This is a genomic window from Alteromonas sp. 07-89-2 (genome assembly GCF_013113925.1).
In the GTDB taxonomy this organism is placed as follows: domain Bacteria; phylum Pseudomonadota; class Gammaproteobacteria; order Enterobacterales; family Alteromonadaceae; genus Alteromonas; species Alteromonas macleodii.
The window spans coordinates 1-15,967 of the sequence record NZ_VTYM01000019.1 but is presented as its reverse complement, the minus strand read 5'-3'; the positions used below and the strand labels follow the sequence as shown (position 1 = coordinate 15,967).

16 protein-coding genes are annotated in these 15,967 nt (G+C 45.1%); 7 read left to right on the top strand and 9 right to left on the bottom strand.

The genetic code is table 11. The features are described from left to right. The first annotated feature begins 17 nt into the window (after nucleotides 1-17). The gene (locus F0261_RS13295) at nucleotides 18-377 is read left to right on the top strand and encodes a helix-turn-helix domain-containing protein (RefSeq protein WP_014949063.1); all 360 of its coding nucleotides are present in this window, start codon (nucleotides 18-20) and stop codon (nucleotides 375-377) included. Between the two features lie 49 nt (nucleotides 378-426). Here F0261_RS13295 and F0261_RS13290 read toward each other — a convergent pair whose 3' ends face one another. Continuing rightward, nucleotides 427-702, bottom strand: coding sequence for a putative quinol monooxygenase (locus tag F0261_RS13290; RefSeq protein ID WP_014949064.1), 276 nt, complete (start codon nucleotides 700-702; stop codon nucleotides 427-429). 292 nt (nucleotides 703-994) lie between these two features. Between F0261_RS13290 and F0261_RS13285 the strand changes: the two genes are divergently transcribed. After that, the gene (locus F0261_RS13285) at nucleotides 995-2,272 is read left to right on the top strand and encodes a diguanylate cyclase (RefSeq protein ID WP_171338199.1); all 1,278 of its coding nucleotides are present in this window, start codon (nucleotides 995-997) and stop codon (nucleotides 2,270-2,272) included. A gap of 43 nt (nucleotides 2,273-2,315) precedes the next feature. Here F0261_RS13285 and F0261_RS13280 read toward each other — a convergent pair whose 3' ends face one another. The 7 genes from F0261_RS13280 to xdhA are packed head-to-tail and all read right to left on the bottom strand — an operon-like array spanning nucleotide 2,316 to nucleotide 10,559. Further along, nucleotides 2,316-3,575, bottom strand: a complete 1,260-nt coding sequence (locus tag F0261_RS13280) for a urate hydroxylase PuuD (protein WP_171338198.1) — start codon at nucleotides 3,573-3,575, stop codon at nucleotides 2,316-2,318. 47 nt (nucleotides 3,576-3,622) lie between these two features. Further along, nucleotides 3,623-4,915, bottom strand: a complete 1,293-nt coding sequence (gene guaD, locus F0261_RS13275) for a guanine deaminase (RefSeq protein ID WP_171338197.1) — start codon at nucleotides 4,913-4,915, stop codon at nucleotides 3,623-3,625. 5 nt (nucleotides 4,916-4,920) lie between these two features. Next, nucleotides 4,921-5,247 carry a hydroxyisourate hydrolase gene (gene uraH / locus F0261_RS13270; RefSeq protein WP_171338196.1) on the bottom strand — a complete coding sequence of 109 codons (327 nt, stop codon included), beginning with the start codon at nucleotides 5,245-5,247 and terminating at the stop codon, nucleotides 4,921-4,923. Nucleotides 5,248-5,305: 58 nt separating this feature from the next. After that, nucleotides 5,306-5,809: a 2-oxo-4-hydroxy-4-carboxy-5-ureidoimidazoline decarboxylase gene (gene uraD / locus F0261_RS13265; protein WP_014978973.1), complete on the bottom strand. Its 504-nt coding sequence runs from the start codon at nucleotides 5,807-5,809 to the stop codon at nucleotides 5,306-5,308. Further along, nucleotides 5,796-6,758 (bottom strand): xanthine dehydrogenase accessory protein XdhC, encoded by a 963-nt coding sequence (gene xdhC, locus F0261_RS13260; protein ID WP_014978974.1) that lies wholly within the window; start codon nucleotides 6,756-6,758, stop codon nucleotides 5,796-5,798. Before xdhC ends, uraD begins: the two co-directional genes overlap by 14 nt. Continuing rightward, on the bottom strand, nucleotides 6,755-9,121 hold the full coding sequence (gene xdhB, locus F0261_RS13255; protein WP_171338195.1) for a xanthine dehydrogenase molybdopterin binding subunit: 2,367 nt from the start codon (nucleotides 9,119-9,121) through the stop codon (nucleotides 6,755-6,757). Before xdhB ends, xdhC begins: the two co-directional genes overlap by 4 nt. Beyond that, a complete protein-coding gene (gene xdhA / locus F0261_RS13250; protein WP_014978976.1) occupies nucleotides 9,114-10,559 on the bottom strand; it encodes a xanthine dehydrogenase small subunit in 1,446 nt (481 codons plus the stop codon). The genes xdhB and xdhA overlap by 8 nt, the downstream gene beginning before the upstream one ends. Before the next feature lie 408 nt (nucleotides 10,560-10,967). On the opposite strand from xdhA, the gene F0261_RS13245 reads away from it, so the two are divergent. From F0261_RS13245 to F0261_RS13230, 4 genes are all read left to right on the top strand, one after another. Next, the gene (locus F0261_RS13245; protein ID WP_014949073.1) at nucleotides 10,968-11,612 is read left to right on the top strand and encodes a TetR/AcrR family transcriptional regulator; all 645 of its coding nucleotides are present in this window, start codon (nucleotides 10,968-10,970) and stop codon (nucleotides 11,610-11,612) included. A gap of 1 nt (nucleotide 11,613) precedes the next feature. Then, nucleotides 11,614-12,543 (top strand): allantoinase PuuE, encoded by a 930-nt coding sequence (puuE, locus tag F0261_RS13240; protein ID WP_014949074.1) that lies wholly within the window; start codon nucleotides 11,614-11,616, stop codon nucleotides 12,541-12,543. Between the two features lie 52 nt (nucleotides 12,544-12,595). Continuing rightward, nucleotides 12,596-12,730: a hypothetical protein gene (locus tag F0261_RS20120; RefSeq protein ID WP_275446548.1), complete on the top strand. Its 135-nt coding sequence runs from the start codon at nucleotides 12,596-12,598 to the stop codon at nucleotides 12,728-12,730. A gap of 193 nt (nucleotides 12,731-12,923) precedes the next feature. Further along, on the top strand, nucleotides 12,924-13,091 hold the full coding sequence (locus F0261_RS13230; RefSeq protein ID WP_231514267.1) for a hypothetical protein: 168 nt from the start codon (nucleotides 12,924-12,926) through the stop codon (nucleotides 13,089-13,091). 107 nt (nucleotides 13,092-13,198) lie between these two features. On the opposite strand, the gene F0261_RS13225 is transcribed toward F0261_RS13230, so the two are convergent. After that, entirely contained in the window at nucleotides 13,199-14,530 is a 1,332-nt protein-coding gene (locus tag F0261_RS13225; RefSeq protein ID WP_171338194.1) for an NCS2 family permease, read from the bottom strand. A gap of 322 nt (nucleotides 14,531-14,852) precedes the next feature. Here F0261_RS13225 and F0261_RS13220 point away from each other — a divergent pair, with 322 nt between their 5' ends. Next, a complete protein-coding gene (locus F0261_RS13220; RefSeq protein WP_171338193.1) occupies nucleotides 14,853-15,851 on the top strand; it encodes an adenosine deaminase in 999 nt (332 codons plus the stop codon). Nucleotides 15,852-15,967: the final 116 nt, after the last annotated feature.

Below are 15,967 nucleotides of genomic sequence, written 5' to 3'. Positions count from 1 at the left end.
CTTTTTTAGGAAAATAGATGGAAAGTGAAATAAAAACAGACGCTAAGGGTAGAAAAACCGTTCTAAATACGTGCACAGAACCTTGTGCTATAGAGCGTGGAATGCGCCTAATTGGTGGAAAGTGGACGGGTTCTATTATTTATCATCTCAAAGATGAGCCTGTTAGGTTTAATGATTTGTGTAGAATGCTTGGCGGCGCCAGCCGGAAGATGGTCGATCAGCGCCTTAAAGAGCTGGAAAACAACGGTATGGTGATCCGCAACGTTATCGACTCTCGTCCAATTGCGGTTGCTTATAGTCTCACCGAGTTTGGGCGCTCAGCGCTAGATATTCTTGAACAGCTAAGAGTTTGGTCTGAAAACCACACGAATGATTAAATACCGCTAGCGGTGAGCATTTATCTCACCGCATTTGCTTTATAAAGAGCTAGACCGACACTAGCGGTAATCGAAGTACTTTTTCAACAAGCTCTCCGGCTTTTTCTTGGAAACCAACAAAGTGTTCAGTAGCTTCATGAGCATCAAGGGCATCCTGAGATTGCCATTTCTCCGTAATAACAAACACACCCTCTTCACTTGCATGTAGGTCATACATCACTGCGCCGACTTCTTCTCGGCTTGATTTAACCAAGGGTAACAGTGCGTCTAAAAGTGCATCTTGTTGGTTTGGTTGAGAATAGATTACGACTGAAAACTCGATCATTTTACTGTCCTATTAAGAAAAAACGCTAACATAGGCAACTAAAGGAGTAATGGTTAGCGTTTAAAGCTGACTAGCAACTTTTTTCAGGTGAAAAGCAATCTCCACCATCAAATGCCTTTTACCGCTATGCCGCAGTTAGACGCTATCTAAGCCTTTTTCTTAGATGCATTTTTTAGCGAATGAAAAAAGTTAATCTATAATGACTTATACCAAAGTATAAAAAGTACTCATTATCCTTTGAGTGCCACCTCTTGAGGCGACGGAATGCAATTACCGAACGGGGCGATGCCCTATGTTTGAAAAAACTTTTCACTTTTGTCCTGTTGGGCTCGCTCACGTAAGCGTGGATGGAAGCTTTATACGTGTGAATAAGCGACTGTGTGATTTTTTAGGATATTCTGATGAAGAACTAACGACGTTAACCTTTCAAGAGTTAACTGCGCCAGATTATCTTGATGAAGATCTAAGTTACTTAGAGCGCCTGATGTCAGGTGATATCGATGACTATGCGATTGAAAAGCGATATGTAAGACGCGATGGGGAGCAAGTTTGGGCGAAGTTAACAGTGTCTTTAGTAAGAGATCAGCGCGGCAACCCAGACTATTTTATTTCTATTGTGGAAGATATCGACGAGAAGAAGCGCATACAGTCTGAGCTCTTTCAAATTGATGCCTTGTTTAGCAAAATTGTTAGCGCATTTTCTGATAGAACGTTTATATGGGTGGCGACGCCAGACTTGTCTAAACTGCAATACGTTAACGATGGCTATTCAAACATATTCGGTCGCAACGAGTACGAACTTTACTGTAACCCTATGAGCTTTATTGATCATGTACATGAGGATGATAAAGCACGGGTGTTAAAACTGTTCAGTCAACGCCCTTTGCAGAATTGGGATATTCAATATCGTATATACGACTCGAAGGGCGAAGTGAAGTACCTTCACGATCGCGGAAGCTTGATATTTGACGACCGTGAAATGCAGTCGCTTATTTTAGGTACGGCCGACGATATAACAAGAGAGAAAACGCAGCAACAAGCTTTGATGAGCGCCGTCACTAAATTAGAGCACCTGTCGAAAACCGACTCGCTCACTGGACTTGCCAATAGGAGAGAGATATTTAGCCAGTTAAGTGACGAAATTTCTCGTATGGATCGTGGCCAACAAACGTCAACGCTCGTGTATATAGACTTAAACAAATTCAAAGAAATTAACGATAAATACGGTCATAAGGTAGGAGACAAGGCGCTTGTTGAATTCTCTGAAAGAATGAGTGGTTTGCTTCGTGATAGTGATAGGTTTGGACGTATTGGCGGAGATGAGTTTGTAATTTTATTGTATGGAACAGATGCAAAAGAGACCGAAGCTTTTTTCAACCGTGTTGCTGATTGCAAATTTGAAGTCGATGTAGATGGTAAGAAGCTAGTGCCTATCAGTTTTAGCGTAGGCTGGGTTGAGTGGAGCGAAGGCATTGAAACTGTGCAGGAGTGGCTAGATAAGGCCGACGAGGTAATGTACGGAAAAAAGCGTTATCAGCAAGTTTTAACCGCGATTGATAAAGCGATGTAGATAGCTATTTCTGAGACTCGATATCTACATCGCTTTCGCCATTTTATTTTTGTCTTTGAGCGAACCAGCGCGCTATTTCCTGACGCTCTTCGTCTGTCATTTTTGACTTATTTAAAAATGGCATGTCTTTGGTCACGGTGGTTCTTCGAACCACTTGTGGCGCAAACCTTTCAATATCTTCCCATGTATCTAATACTACGCCTAAAGGCGCGACTTTAAAGATATCGTCGGTTGGCGTGCGCGAGTGGCAACCCACACAATGGGTTGTAATTAAGCTTACTACGCGCTCATTGCTTACTTCAGAACTCGCTTGAGCGACTGCATTGTTAGCCGTTACTTTTTTACCTACTTCATCGACAAGGCTCACATCTTCATGTCCTTCATTCGATGTATGTGATGGCGACTGTGGCCATGACACCCATAGGGCGATTGCTAGCATGGCGACTGCGCCAGACACTAAAATACCAGGTTTAGTGGTGCCCACATGACGCAAGTTAAAGAAATGACGTATCCAAGCTGCAGCGGCCATTATCGCAATCAGTACCAGCCAATTTTGCGGGTGTTGATACGTCATGGGGTAATGATTTGAAATCATGATAAACAGCAGTGGCAGCGTAAAGTAGTTATTGTGCACCGAACGCAGTTTAGCGCTCGCCCCCCAATTAGGATCAATATCTTTCTTATTGGCTACAGCTGCTACCATTTTGCGCTGGTTCGGCATGATGTTGAAAAAGACATTCCCTGCCATGATAGTGCCAATAAGTGCGCCAACGTGAATATAGGCACCGCGACCGCTAAACCACTGGGTAGACAGGTAGCTGACAATACAAACAAGCGCGACTAATCCAATACCAAAGGCGAGTGGATATTTTGCCAATGGGCTACGACACGCAAATTCGTATAAGGCTAGTCCGCCAAAGATTAACCCTAAACCTAAAGATATTGCCGTGGTCGGTGACATGGCGTTTACCGATGGGTCGATAAGATAAGCGCTAGCACCAAAGTAATAAACAATAATGAGTAGTGCGAAGCCCGACAACCACGTGGTATAGGCTTCCCATTTAAACCAGTGCAGTGTTTCTGGCATTTTCTCTGGGCCATAGGCGTATTTTGCGACTTCATAAAAGCCGCCACCGTGAATAGCCCATAAGTCGCCTTTGATACCTTTGTCCTGCTTCCATTTAGGTGGCGTGCGTAGATTGTTATCCAACCAAATGAAGTAAAATGACGCGCCAATCCACGCTACACCCGCTACAACGTGGAACCAACGTACAAATAAACTTATCCAATCTAGCCACGGCATTATTGTTCTCCTTATTTAGGGCCAAAAGGCCCTACAGCAGCCTGTTATTAATGATGTTCTTTTTTATAGCGGCAGGTGCCGCTTATCCACGTTTGGTCGATAGCGCGGTCATCACCTAAAATACTCAAGGCAAAAAACACATCGTCAAAGTCTGCGTCTTCTTTTATTCTCAATTGTGTCAATTCGTCAAACCTAGGCTCAACCACGATAAAGTCAGCGGTGGTGCCTGGGTTTAAGTTGCCTATTTCATGATCAAGCGCATGAGCTACAGCCGCGCCTTGGGTCATAAGATAAAAGCCTTCTAACGGGCTGATGGGCTCGCTGCGCAATTGACTAACCTTGTATGCATCGCCGTAGGTTTTAAACATGTTAAACGTAGTGCCTGCACCCACATCGGTGGCCATAGCCACATGGACCTTGTTAGCACGCGCTGCGGTCATATCAAAAAGGCCACTTCCTAAAAACAGGTTAGATGTAGGGCAGAAGGCCACCGTAGCGCCGCTTTCGCCTAAGCGCGCCCATTCGTTAGGCGTAAGATGAATGCCATGGCCAAACACCGCACGTTCACGCACAAGGTTGTAGGTGTCATATACATCTAAATAGCCGTCCGCTTTAGGGAATAAACTCTTCACCCATGCAATCTCGTCTAAGTTCTCAGACAAGTGTGTTTGAATGAAAACATCGGGATACTGCTTGGCAAGTTCCCCTAATGCAGCAAGCTGAGCTTCAGTACTGGTTGGCGCAAAACGGGGCGTTAGCGCATAGCGGTTGCGGCCCTTGTTATGCCAGGTTTCGATTAATTCTGCACTGTCAGCTTGTGCTGTGTCGGCGCAGTCATTAAGCGCACTAGGGCAGTTCCTGTCCATGCATACTTTACCTGCCACTATTGCCATATCGATTTCACTAGCTGCGCTGAATAACGCCTGGCTACTACCTTTATGAACCGTAGTGAAAACAAAACCAGTGGTGGTGCCGTTCTTTAGCAATTGGCTTAAGAATACGTTAGCAATGGTTTCGGCGTGCTCACTGTCAGCAAACTGCATTTCTGTTGGAAACGTATAGTTTTCAAGCCAGCTCAACAGCTGCTCGCCATAATGGGCTATGCTCTGCGTTTGCGGATAATGCAGGTGGCTGTCTATTAAACCTGGCAAAATCCACTTGCCTGAAAAATCTGTCACATTGGCAGCCGGGTAGCGCTTTGCTATCTCTTCAAATGTGCCAATGTCCTTTATTTCTTTATTGTCTACTAACAAACCACCGTCTTTGAATATAGCGATGTCATTATCGAACTGTGTAGTTTGGTTAGGAAAGTGCGCAATGCTTGCACGAAAAAGCTGCATGTTTGTTAGCTGCCCCTGTAGCTGCTGAAACCGAATGGAGAGATAAGAAGTGGCACATGATAATGGCCGCCATTCTCATCAAGTTCAAATGTAATATCAATGTGTGGGTAGAAACTTTTGCCATGCGTTTCTACAAGGTAAGGCTTGCAGTGAAAGCGCAGGGTATAAACGCCTGCGGCAAAACCGTCTTCAACGCCCCACTTGTTAAAACGCCCATCATTATCCGTTTCACCCGAAAGGGTGCTACCGTCAGGTAGTGTAAGTGTAAGGGCAATGCCTTGTGCTGGCTTACCTAATGTAGTGTCGAGTACGTGGCTAGAAAGCGTATTCATACTATTTTCCTTAAAAACTATTCAATGCGTATTGACCATATTTTTGAAAATACGGGGGTTAATCCAGTGCTTTGTTAATACGCAATAGGGTTATCTTTATTTGCTCTGCAGCAGCATTGGTAATCTCTTGCTGTGTGGTATTGGGTAGCCTAGCTTGTAATGCTTCTAACATAGTCTGCGCAGAAAGACCGGTGGCACAAATAATAAAGATAAACCCGTGCTTGTCTAAATAGGCGTGATTGGCTTCCTTTAACTGGTGTAAAACGGCCTCGGACGCGCTGGCTGTACCCGACTGCTCGCCCGCAGCAATGGCTTTGGTATTTGCAAACTTTTTGCGCAACGAATCAACGTCACCAATCATGGGGTGTGCCGTAAAAGCTTCAAGGTAGTCGTCATCACTGCATTTGGCCCAGGCGCTTGTGGCTTGGTTAGTAAGTGCATCGATATCGCTGTAGGGGCGTGCTTTCACCATCTGGTAAATCCAGGTTTTCGACGCGCAGCATTGTTCAAACCACGACGAAGCCTCTTCTGTGCTTAGCACATTTACATCATTTAATGTCACTGGTGGTGTCCTTTTTATTTTGAAGCGCCGAAACTTGTTGTCTCTCATTGGAATGATGCGTCTGCTGTCTGTGGCGCTTATTCTCGGCGTACTCCACTGAAACGCTTGATTTACCAACAGCGCAACCCGCTGGTTCTTTCATATGAAGACGCTCAATAATTTGAGCAGATATAGAGACAGCAACTTCAATGGGGCGCTTGCCAGGTATATCTCGATTGCCAATAGGGGTAACTAGCCTAGTCAGCGCATTGTCGTCAAACCCGCGCTGAGTTAGCTTGGTAATAAAGCGCTTTGCTTTGGTGTCTGAACCAATTAACCCAACAAAGGGGAGCGAAGGTTGCTTTAACGCCTGCTCTGTAATTCGATAGTCCAATTGATGATCGTGGGTGAGTATAATCAGCCAACTGTTCTCATCAAGGTGTCTAACTTCGCTCTCTGGTGCTTCTTCCACGACTTTGTGCACGTTGGCTGGCAAAGACGATGGAAACAGTTCCTCGCGACTGTCTATCCACGAAATGCGTACAGGCAATTGAGCCAAAATAGGCACCAGTGCTTTTGCAACATGGCCTGCACCAAAAATGGCGATGTGCTGCTGATGAACGTTACACACGTCAAATAGCACCTTTACCGCACCACCGCAGCACTGTCCTAAAGAACTGCTTAACGGGTAGCTGTGAAGTTCAGTGCATGCTTCGCCTTTGGCAAGGTACTCTCGTGCGCGGGCAATGGCATCAAACTCAAGATGCCCGCCGCCAATGGTATCTACACTATGCGACGCGGTAACCACCATTTTACTCCCGGGTTCACGAGGTGTAGAGCCTGCAGTGCCAACCACAGTCACAAGCACATAGCCTTCATTACGCGCTTGGCATTCGGCTATTCCCTCATACCAGTTTGTTGCACGAAATGATTGGGGCGCGCGAGATGACTTTGCTGCCGTGAGTGTCATAAAACACCGCCTCGACTGGAAGACTGCTGCATAGCACTTACTGCATTTAACACGCGTTCTGGTGTGGCTGGTGTATCTAGTTGCGGGTCAATTGTGTAACCAGATAGGCTAGATATGGCGTCTTTAAGGGCGCACCACACTGAAATAGCCAGCATAAATGGTGGCTCACCAACCGCTTTTGAGTGGTAAATGCTATCTTCAGCGTTCTTTCTACCAAACAACTTCACATTAAACTCTTTTGGCGTATCGCCAATTGCCGGAATTTTATAGGTCGCCATATTTTCACTTATCAGCTTACCCGCTTCATTCCATTTAAGGTCTTCTGTGGTAAGCCAGCCCATACCTTGAATAAACGCGCCTTCTATTTGGCCAATATCAATGGCAGGGTTGAGACTGTTGCCAACATCGTGGAGCACGTTAACTTTATCTACCGTATATTCACCGGTAAGTGTGTCGACAGAGACTTCGCTCATTGAGACGCCATAGGCAAAATAGAAAAACGGACGGCCTTCACCGGTGTCGCGGTTATACTGTAATTTTGGTGTTTTGTAGAAACCGCTTGAAGACAAAGATACACGAGCAAAATACGCTTGCTGCACAAGCTCGGTAAAGGTAATTTTGTGCTCATCCAATACCACGTGCTCATTAATGAATAGCACGTCGCCAGCGCGGTCCTCTAGACCTAAGCTTTTGGCAAAGCACTCGGCCAAACGGGCTTTTAGCGTAATACACGCATTTTGTACGGCTTTTCCGTTTAAGTCAGTGCCGCTTGAAGCTGCTGTTGGTGAAGTGTTAGGTACTTTGTCAGTGCGTGTTGCAGTGACTTCAATCATATCCAAATCTAGTCCAAATTCATTGGCTGCAATTTGGCCTATTTTGGTATGAAGCCCTTGTCCCATTTCAGTACCACCATGGTTCACCTGAATACTACCATCAGTATAAATGTGCACTAAAGCGCCAGCTTGGTTTAAATGCTTCGCGGTAAATGAAATTCCAAACTTGACAGGCGTTAGCGCTAAACCTTTCTTAATCACCGGGCTTTCGCGATTAAATGCTGCAATAGCTTCACGGCGCTGCCAATACTGAGCGGTTTCTTCTAGCTCGGCAATCATATCGGGTAAGAGGTTGTGCTCTACCTTCATTCCATAGGGAGTCAGACTACCTGTCGTGGGGCCGTATAAATTACGTTTTCTTACCGATAGGGGGTCGCTGCCAATAGCACGGGCAATTTTATCAATCATGGCTTCAGCCATAATCATACCTTGCGGTCCGCCAAAACCTCGATAAGCGGTGTGCGATACCATATTGGTTTGCAATCTGTGGCCAACAATGTCGCTATCACCTAAGAAATAACCGTTGTCCGCATGGAACATGGCTCTATCGACAATGGCGTCAGATAAATCAGGCGAGTGCCCACAAATACCATTAATTGTCATGCGGGTGGCTTCAATTTTACCTGTCTCGTCAAAGGCCACGTCGAACTCGTTTTCGAACGGGTGACGTTTGCCAGTAACATGCATATCGGTGAAGCGTGGTAAGCGAAGCTTAACCGCACATTGATTTCGCGATGCCAGTAAAGCCGCTATACAGGCCCATTGCGCGGCTTGCGTTTCTTTTCCGCCAAAGCCGCCGCCCATACGTCGCATGTCTACCATTACACGGTGCAATTTTACATCGAGCACTTCGGCAACGAGTTTTTGTACCTCACTGGGATGTTGACTAGACGTATAGATTTTCATGCGATCTTCTTCATCAGGGAGCGCAAGGCTCACTTGTCCTTCTAAGTACATATGTTCCTGTCCACCAATACTGAGCGTGCCATGTGCTTGGTGGAGCGCTTTTTCAAATGTACTTTCAACGCGGTCAGTATGTTGGCCAAACCGATGTAGGGGACGCACAAACGTTTGCTGCTGGTGGGCAGCTTCGGCACTAAGTATAGGTTTGGCTTCACTCACCTCTACTTTCCCTTTTAGCGCAGCTTGTCGGGCAAGGTTTACCGAAGTGGCAAGCACTGCAAATACAGGCTGACCGAAGAATTTGATTTCGCCATTAGCAAGTAACGGATCGCCTTCGAACACAGGACCAATATCTTTATGGCCAGGCACGTCGTCAATCGTAACCACATCTACAACGCCTTCACTTTGGCGAACAGCGTCAAGATTTATCGAGTTAATCGTACCTTTTGCGCATTGGCTTACACCAACGGCAGCATAAAGAGTGCCTTGAGGTTCAATAACATCGTCAACATAGTTGGCGCTGCCTTGTACTTGGCGTGTTGCGCTCTCGTGCTTTTTAGATACATGAACGACACTTTGCTTGTCGTTTTGTTGCAGTGGATTAGGGGCATCAATTAACTTACGCATGCTGCACCACCCGTGTTTCAATTTGGTTTGCTGTTTGGTTTTCTAACCAGAAGCGATGCCACAGGTTAGCTAAAACAGTTTTACGGTATTGGGCTGTAGCGCGCACATCATCGATAGGTGAAAATGCATCGAATAAGACTTGTTTGCCCAATGTTAAACATTCGTTGCTAGCGAACTGCTTACCTTTCAAAACGTTTTCTAGCGCATTGCAGGTTGACGGAACTGCTGCTACACCACCAAAGCCACTGCTAATGGCTTCTACCTTGCCGTTGTCGAGTGTGACATTAAATACGGCGCATACTGCAGAAATATCATCTTCAAATCGTTTCGATATCTTATATGCAGCTAATACTTGATTGGGCTGTTTCAATGGTATTTCTATTGCACTTATCCATTCATCTTTCGCCAGCATGGTCTCGCGATAGCCTGTGAAGAATGTGCTAATTGGGATCATACGAACGCTCTCGCCGTTATCTAAATGCAGTATGGCATTCAATGCGAGTAATAACGGCGGCATATCACCAATTGGGGAAGCGTTAGCCACGTTACCGCCAATGGTAGCCTGATTGCGGATAGGCAACGAGGCAAATCGGGTAACAAGCTCAGCCACTTGCGGAAATGCATTTAGTAATAAAGGTGCCGCATCATTTAGCGGTACAGCTGCACCAAGAATAAGAGAATGCTCGCTTTTGGTGCATTGTTTTAGTGCATCAATATGCGTCACACTGATAAGCGTTTCTACATCTTTTAGCTGTTGCGTGAACTGAAGGCTTAAATCCGTGCTGCCAGCGACTAGCTGTGCAGTTGGATGCGCTTGAATCAGAGTCTTCAGTTCTTCGCGAGACGTTGGCGTATGGATATTTCCCGTACCAGTGGGTTTCTCACCAGATAATGATAGCAATGTAGAAAGGGTGGCAGCTTGGCGTGCAGTGAATTGATCATCAGGTGTTTGTTCGCACACCGCCATCGTAGCATCGATAATAGGGCGGTAGCCTGTGCAGCGACATAAGTTGCCTGATAAAGCGTGCAGCACATCGTCGCGATTTGGTTTTGTATTGCTGTGGTATAAGGCAAACATCGACATGATAAACCCAGGCGTGCAAAAGCCACACTGAGAACCATGGTGATCAACTAACGCCTGCTGTACGGGGTGTAAGTGTTTACCATCGTTTAAATGCTCAACGAATAGAAGCTGCTTCCCATGAACTGCACTCATTAGCGTGATGCAGCTATTCACTGTTCGATAATTAAGTTCTGCAGAGCTATTTGAAGAGGCTGGTTCCACAAGTACTACGGTACATGCACCGCAGTCTCCTGCTGCACAGCCTTCTTTTGTGCCTGTTTTTTTGCGATGTTCGCGAATAAATTGTAGAAGGGTGAGGTCGGCCCGCGCTTCATTTAATTCAACGACATCGTTATTTATTAGAAAGCGAATCATACTCACACCTTCTTGTTATATTCATTCTTGTATTCATTAATATAGCTGTATTTTTTCAATAAAAGTAGACCATTTGGTCAATTTATTGCTTATAAAAAAAGGCCGAGTTCTAAAAGGCCATGATTTTGCGCAAATTTGATTGGAAAAAAAGAAGTGATACCTTTCTATTTTTCTTTTGCTAAGCACTACGTCGATTTGTTAATAAAGAATAAGGCAAGATTCGTGCAAGGTTTTGAACTATTCGCGTAATTCGTGTTTTAGTATGGTTAACACTCCCTGCATAGGGTATGTATGATCTATAAGAGCATAGCAACTCGTCGGCAATAAATGCTAACCTATCGAAAAGGCATGCAGCATTTATACTGCCCGTGCGCTTGCAAAGTAGATTGCAAAGGAATTTTAATAATAATGATGAAGGTAAAAAGTGCTGACGCTGGCGTTGGCGCTATGAACAGAAGAAAAATACTCCAAGCCGCTGAAAAATGTTTTGCACAGTTTGGCTTCAAAGGCACAGCAGTACAAAAAATTGCTGATGAAGCAGGACTTCCTAAGACTAACGTTTTGTATTATTTCAAAACAAAACAAGAGCTCTACGTAGCGGTACTAGAAGAAACCCTCTCGCTGTGGAACTCACGTTTTGATAAAGCCACAGTAGAAGACGACCCAGCCGAGGTACTCGCCAATTATATCGCCGAGAAAATGGAAGTGTCGCGAACGCATCCAATGGCCTCAAAGATCTTTGCGATGGAAATTATCAATGGTGCACAAAACTTAAGTGGCTACTTTGATGAAGAGCATGCGCTTTGGATGAAGGGGCGACTTGCGGTTATTGATGCATGGGTAAAGGCCGGCAAACTGCCTCCTGTTGAAGGTGAATACTTGCTTTACACTATTTGGGCTAGTACCCAGCACTATGCTGACTTCTCTGCGCAAATAACCCGTCTACGCGGTAAAAAGATGACAAAATCAGATTTTGAAGACGCTACAAAACAAGTGGTAAAACTCGTGCTCGGTGGCTGTGGGTTATCTGTGCCAGAAAACTTCGAGGTGTAGCATGACAGAGTCTGTTTACCCTCGTGATCTGATTGGTTATGGTCAACATGTACCTCACGCTAAGTGGCCGGGCGAAGCAAAAATCGCGATTCAGTTCGTATTAAATTACGAGGAAGGTGGCGAAAATTGCGTGCTTCATGGTGACGAGGCGTCGGAAATATTCCTATCGGAAATTATCGGCGCACAAGCGTATAAAGACCGCCACCTCAGCATGGAGTCTATTTACGAATACGGTAGTCGTGCAGGGTTTTGGCGTTTACACCGTTTGCTTAATAAATACGACATTCCCGTTACTGTGTTTGGCGTCACTATGGCTATGCAACGACACCCTGACGCCGTAAAAGCCATGATGGATTCAGGTTGGGAAATCGCCAGCCACGCCATGCGCTGGGTGCATTATCAAGACATGGACGAAGAGCAAGAGCGTAAACAAATTGATGAGGCGATTATTCTTCATGAGCAGTTAACGGGCAGTAAACCTGTAGGTTGGTATACAGGAAGAACGAGTCCGAATACGCTGAAGTTGATTGCAGAGCGCGACGATATCTTATATTGCGCCGATTCATATGCTGACGACTTACCTTACTACGACTGCCATTACAGCAAGCCGTTATTGATGGTGCCGTACACATTAGACACCAATGATATGCGCTTTGCCACGCCTCAGGGCTTCAACAGTGGGGAACAGTTTTTCACCTACTTAAAAGATGCGTTTGACGTGTTATATGAAGAAGGAGAAGAAGCGCCTAAGATGCTATCTATCGGCCTTCATAATCGCATAATAGGACGGCCTGCTCGACTCGCCGCACTTAAGCGCTTTATCGAGTACGTTAAGTCTCATGATAAAGTATGGCTAGCGACACGAGAGCAAATTGCCCGTCACTGGTTGGAGCTTCATCCTAAAGATGGTGGTGACAAGCCGCGTACGTAGCGTTTACAGTACGCCTACTATATTTGAAGTACAGTAAAGTGAAGAGACGAAAGTGAAACAAATGGAGCGCTATCGCCTTCACTTAATAAAGGACAAAACCATGAAAACAAAACTCGCCATTATTGCCCTTGGGGCGCTAGCGCTGACAGCATGCTCAAAGCTGACTAAAGAAAACTACGATAACTAAGGGGCTGTTATCCTTTTCTGTGCAGTTTTGGTCTAAAAGGCTTCCATGACGACCCCTCCGGGCAGCGCCTGTATGTCATCTATACTGCGTTGAATGTTTTCGATTTAGGCCCACTAGACCTTCAAACATCCTCCTTGTCTAGATGACATACAGACGCTGCAAAAATGCACAGAAAAGGTTAACAGCCCCTAATATGGGTATGTCTCAGGACGAAGTTGAAGCAATTCTGGGTTCAGCTGACAACTGCGGAAAAACAATGGGTACCATGGCATGTACATGGGGCAATGAAGACAGTAAGCACGTTAAAATCGTATTTATGGGTGATAAAGCCGTTACCTTCACTTACGATGGATTGAAGTAAACGTATATCTTTTTCACTTGCCTAGTCTAATAAGAAAGGTGGCGTTGAAAGCCACCTTTTTTGTATCTAAAGCGTTAACTTACAGGCACCCAATAAGCGCCGTTGAATTATTTTAAATCCAATAAGTATCGTAATAAGAAAACAATCGCTAGTGCATAAGTGAGCGGTGTTACTTCTTTAAATTTTCCCGTACCTACCTTAATGCCAACATAAGTAATAAAACCAAGGGCAATGCCTTCGCTAATGCTGAATGTGAGCGGCATGGCGATAAGTGCAACAGAAGCAGTGGCTAACGCACCTAAGTCGTCGAAATCAACCTGTCGAATCGATTCCATCATTAAAATACCTACCATCAATAGCGCTGGCGTAGTGGCCATTAGCGGGATAACTTTCATTAGCGGTGTTAAAAATAGCGAGAGTAAGAAGCAGACAGAAACCACTACTGCGGTAAGCCCGGTTCTGCCGCCCGCCGATACGCCCGTAGCGGACTCCACATAGCTAGTTACTGGAGATGTACCCACTAATGCGCCAGCAATACTCGCTGATGCATCGGCTGTCATTGCTGAGCCAATTTTCGGTAGCTTGCCTTCGGGAGTAAGTAGATTGGCTTTTCGAGATACGCCGATTAAGGTGCCAATGGTATCGAACATGTTCACAAACATAAGTGCGAAAATGAGGTCCCACGTTTCAGCAAGGTGATCAATTGGGTACCAAAAGTCCATTGCCATAAAGGTGTTTGAAATAGATTCTGGCATGCCAACTACAGCAGAAGGCGTTGCAGTTAAGGTACCGTTTTCAGTGGGGATAAAAGCACCAATTAAGGTGAGTGTTACGATAGAGATTAAGATAGCGCCCGTAACGCGTTTCACCATAAGAACGATAGTAAAAATAATGCCGATGAGCGCTAACATTACTGCTGGATCAGAAAGGTCGCCAAGCTGTACAAAGGTTGCAGGATTATCAACAATCAGCCCCGCATTTTTAAGGCCGATAAAGGCAATGAACAAACCTATGCCACACTGCACGCCGATTTTAAGAGAAGGCGGTATAGACTCGGCTATTTTGGTTCGAACTCCGGTAAGAGAAAGGAGTAAAAAGAGAATGCCGTTCCAGAAAACAATTCCAAGCGCTGCTTCCCATGGAATTTCACGACCAAGACAAATGGTAAACGCGAAAAAGGCGTTCAAGCCCATACCTGGTGCCAACGCAATAGGGTAGTTAGTCATTAGCGCCATCATTAAAGTGCCAATACACGCCGCTATTGCTGTCACTGTAATTAGGCCCTCTACGGGCATGCCACTTAACCCAAGAATACCTGGGTTCACCACGAGTATATAAGACATGGCTGCGAACGTAGTAAGTCCTGCAATGATCTCTGTTCTTACTGTTGTTCCGTGTTCCTGCAGCTTAAATAGCCGTTCGATTACGTTGTTGGACATCAAGAGTTCTCTGTTAGTATTTCATTGTGTGTTTTGTGCGTTGAAAGCAATAAACTGACCAATTAGTCAACTTGTTGGTGTGTTTTGTGCTAACTTACTTTTCAGTACAATGACTAACTAATAGCCATTGCGTGACTCAAGGTCACTAGCCAGGCAGCACAAAGCCAGCCAAACGGTTAGTAATCAACATAGATGAAGTCAAAAAAACCGCAAACAAAACCTAAATGAGCAATAGAACTCGTTTACAGATAGCATTAAAGATAAACTATTACGCACCAATTAAATGCCATTGCATTGTTGTGGTGCAAATAAGTGAGGGGCCATGTCGCTGTCATCAATAATTAAAAACATTCCAAAGGCCGAACTGCATCTGCATATAGAAGGTAGCTTAACGCCTGAACTTATGTGGCGCCTAGCTGAAAAGCACAGTGTATCACTTCCTTATGTTAGCGTGGAAGAGATAGAAGCGGCGTATAACTTTGAAGATCTACAAAGCTTCCTTGACTTATATTATGCAGGGGCGGGCGTGCTTCGCGATGAGGATGATTTCTTTGCTTTAATGTGGGAATACTTAACGCGGTGTCATGAGGACAATATCGTCCACACAGAAATTATGTTTGATCCGCAAACCCATACAGAGCGTGACATAGGTTTCGATATTTTCATGCCAGGCTTTTTGAAGGCGATGGAAAAAGCAAAAGATGAATACGGTATCAGTAGCTATTTAATCATGTCTTTTCTTCGTCATTTGCCTGAAGATGCTGCTTTCGATACGCTTTCTGCAGCAGAGCCCTACTACGAGCACATCACGGCGGTAGGGTTAGACAGCTCCGAACTTGGCCATCCGCCATCAAAGTTCGAACGTGTTTTCAAAAAAGCCAAAGCGCTGGGATTTAAAATTGTCGCCCATGCTGGAGAAGAAGGACCGGCATCTTACATTTGGGAAGCCATCGAGCTATTGGACGTTGATCGTATTGATCACGGTGTGCGCTGCCAAGAAGACGAGGCGCTTATGGACCTCTTGAAAGAAAGACAAATTCCACTTACTGTTTGCCCGTTGAGCAATCTCAAGCTTTGCGTAATTGATGACATGAAAGACCACAATATTGTCCAGCTTCTTGATGCTGGGCTTCTGGTCACGGTTAACTCTGATGATCCTACGTATTTTGGTGGTTTCTTAAATGACAATTTTGAAGCGTTGCACCAGTCGCTGGGTATTGACGAAAAAACAATTCGTACGTTGGTAGCAAATAGTTTCAAGGCAAGTTTTTTACCGCAGGAGCAGAAAAACCAGCTTGTTGAAAAGGTTCTTTCAGCCTAGGGCCTGTTGACTTTTGGTGTACGAATTTTGGTCTAAATGGAAGCCTTTTAATCGCGAAACAGTCCTGCAAGCCTAGCGGGCTAAGTTAAAGGACTGTGACAAAGAGTAAAAGGCTT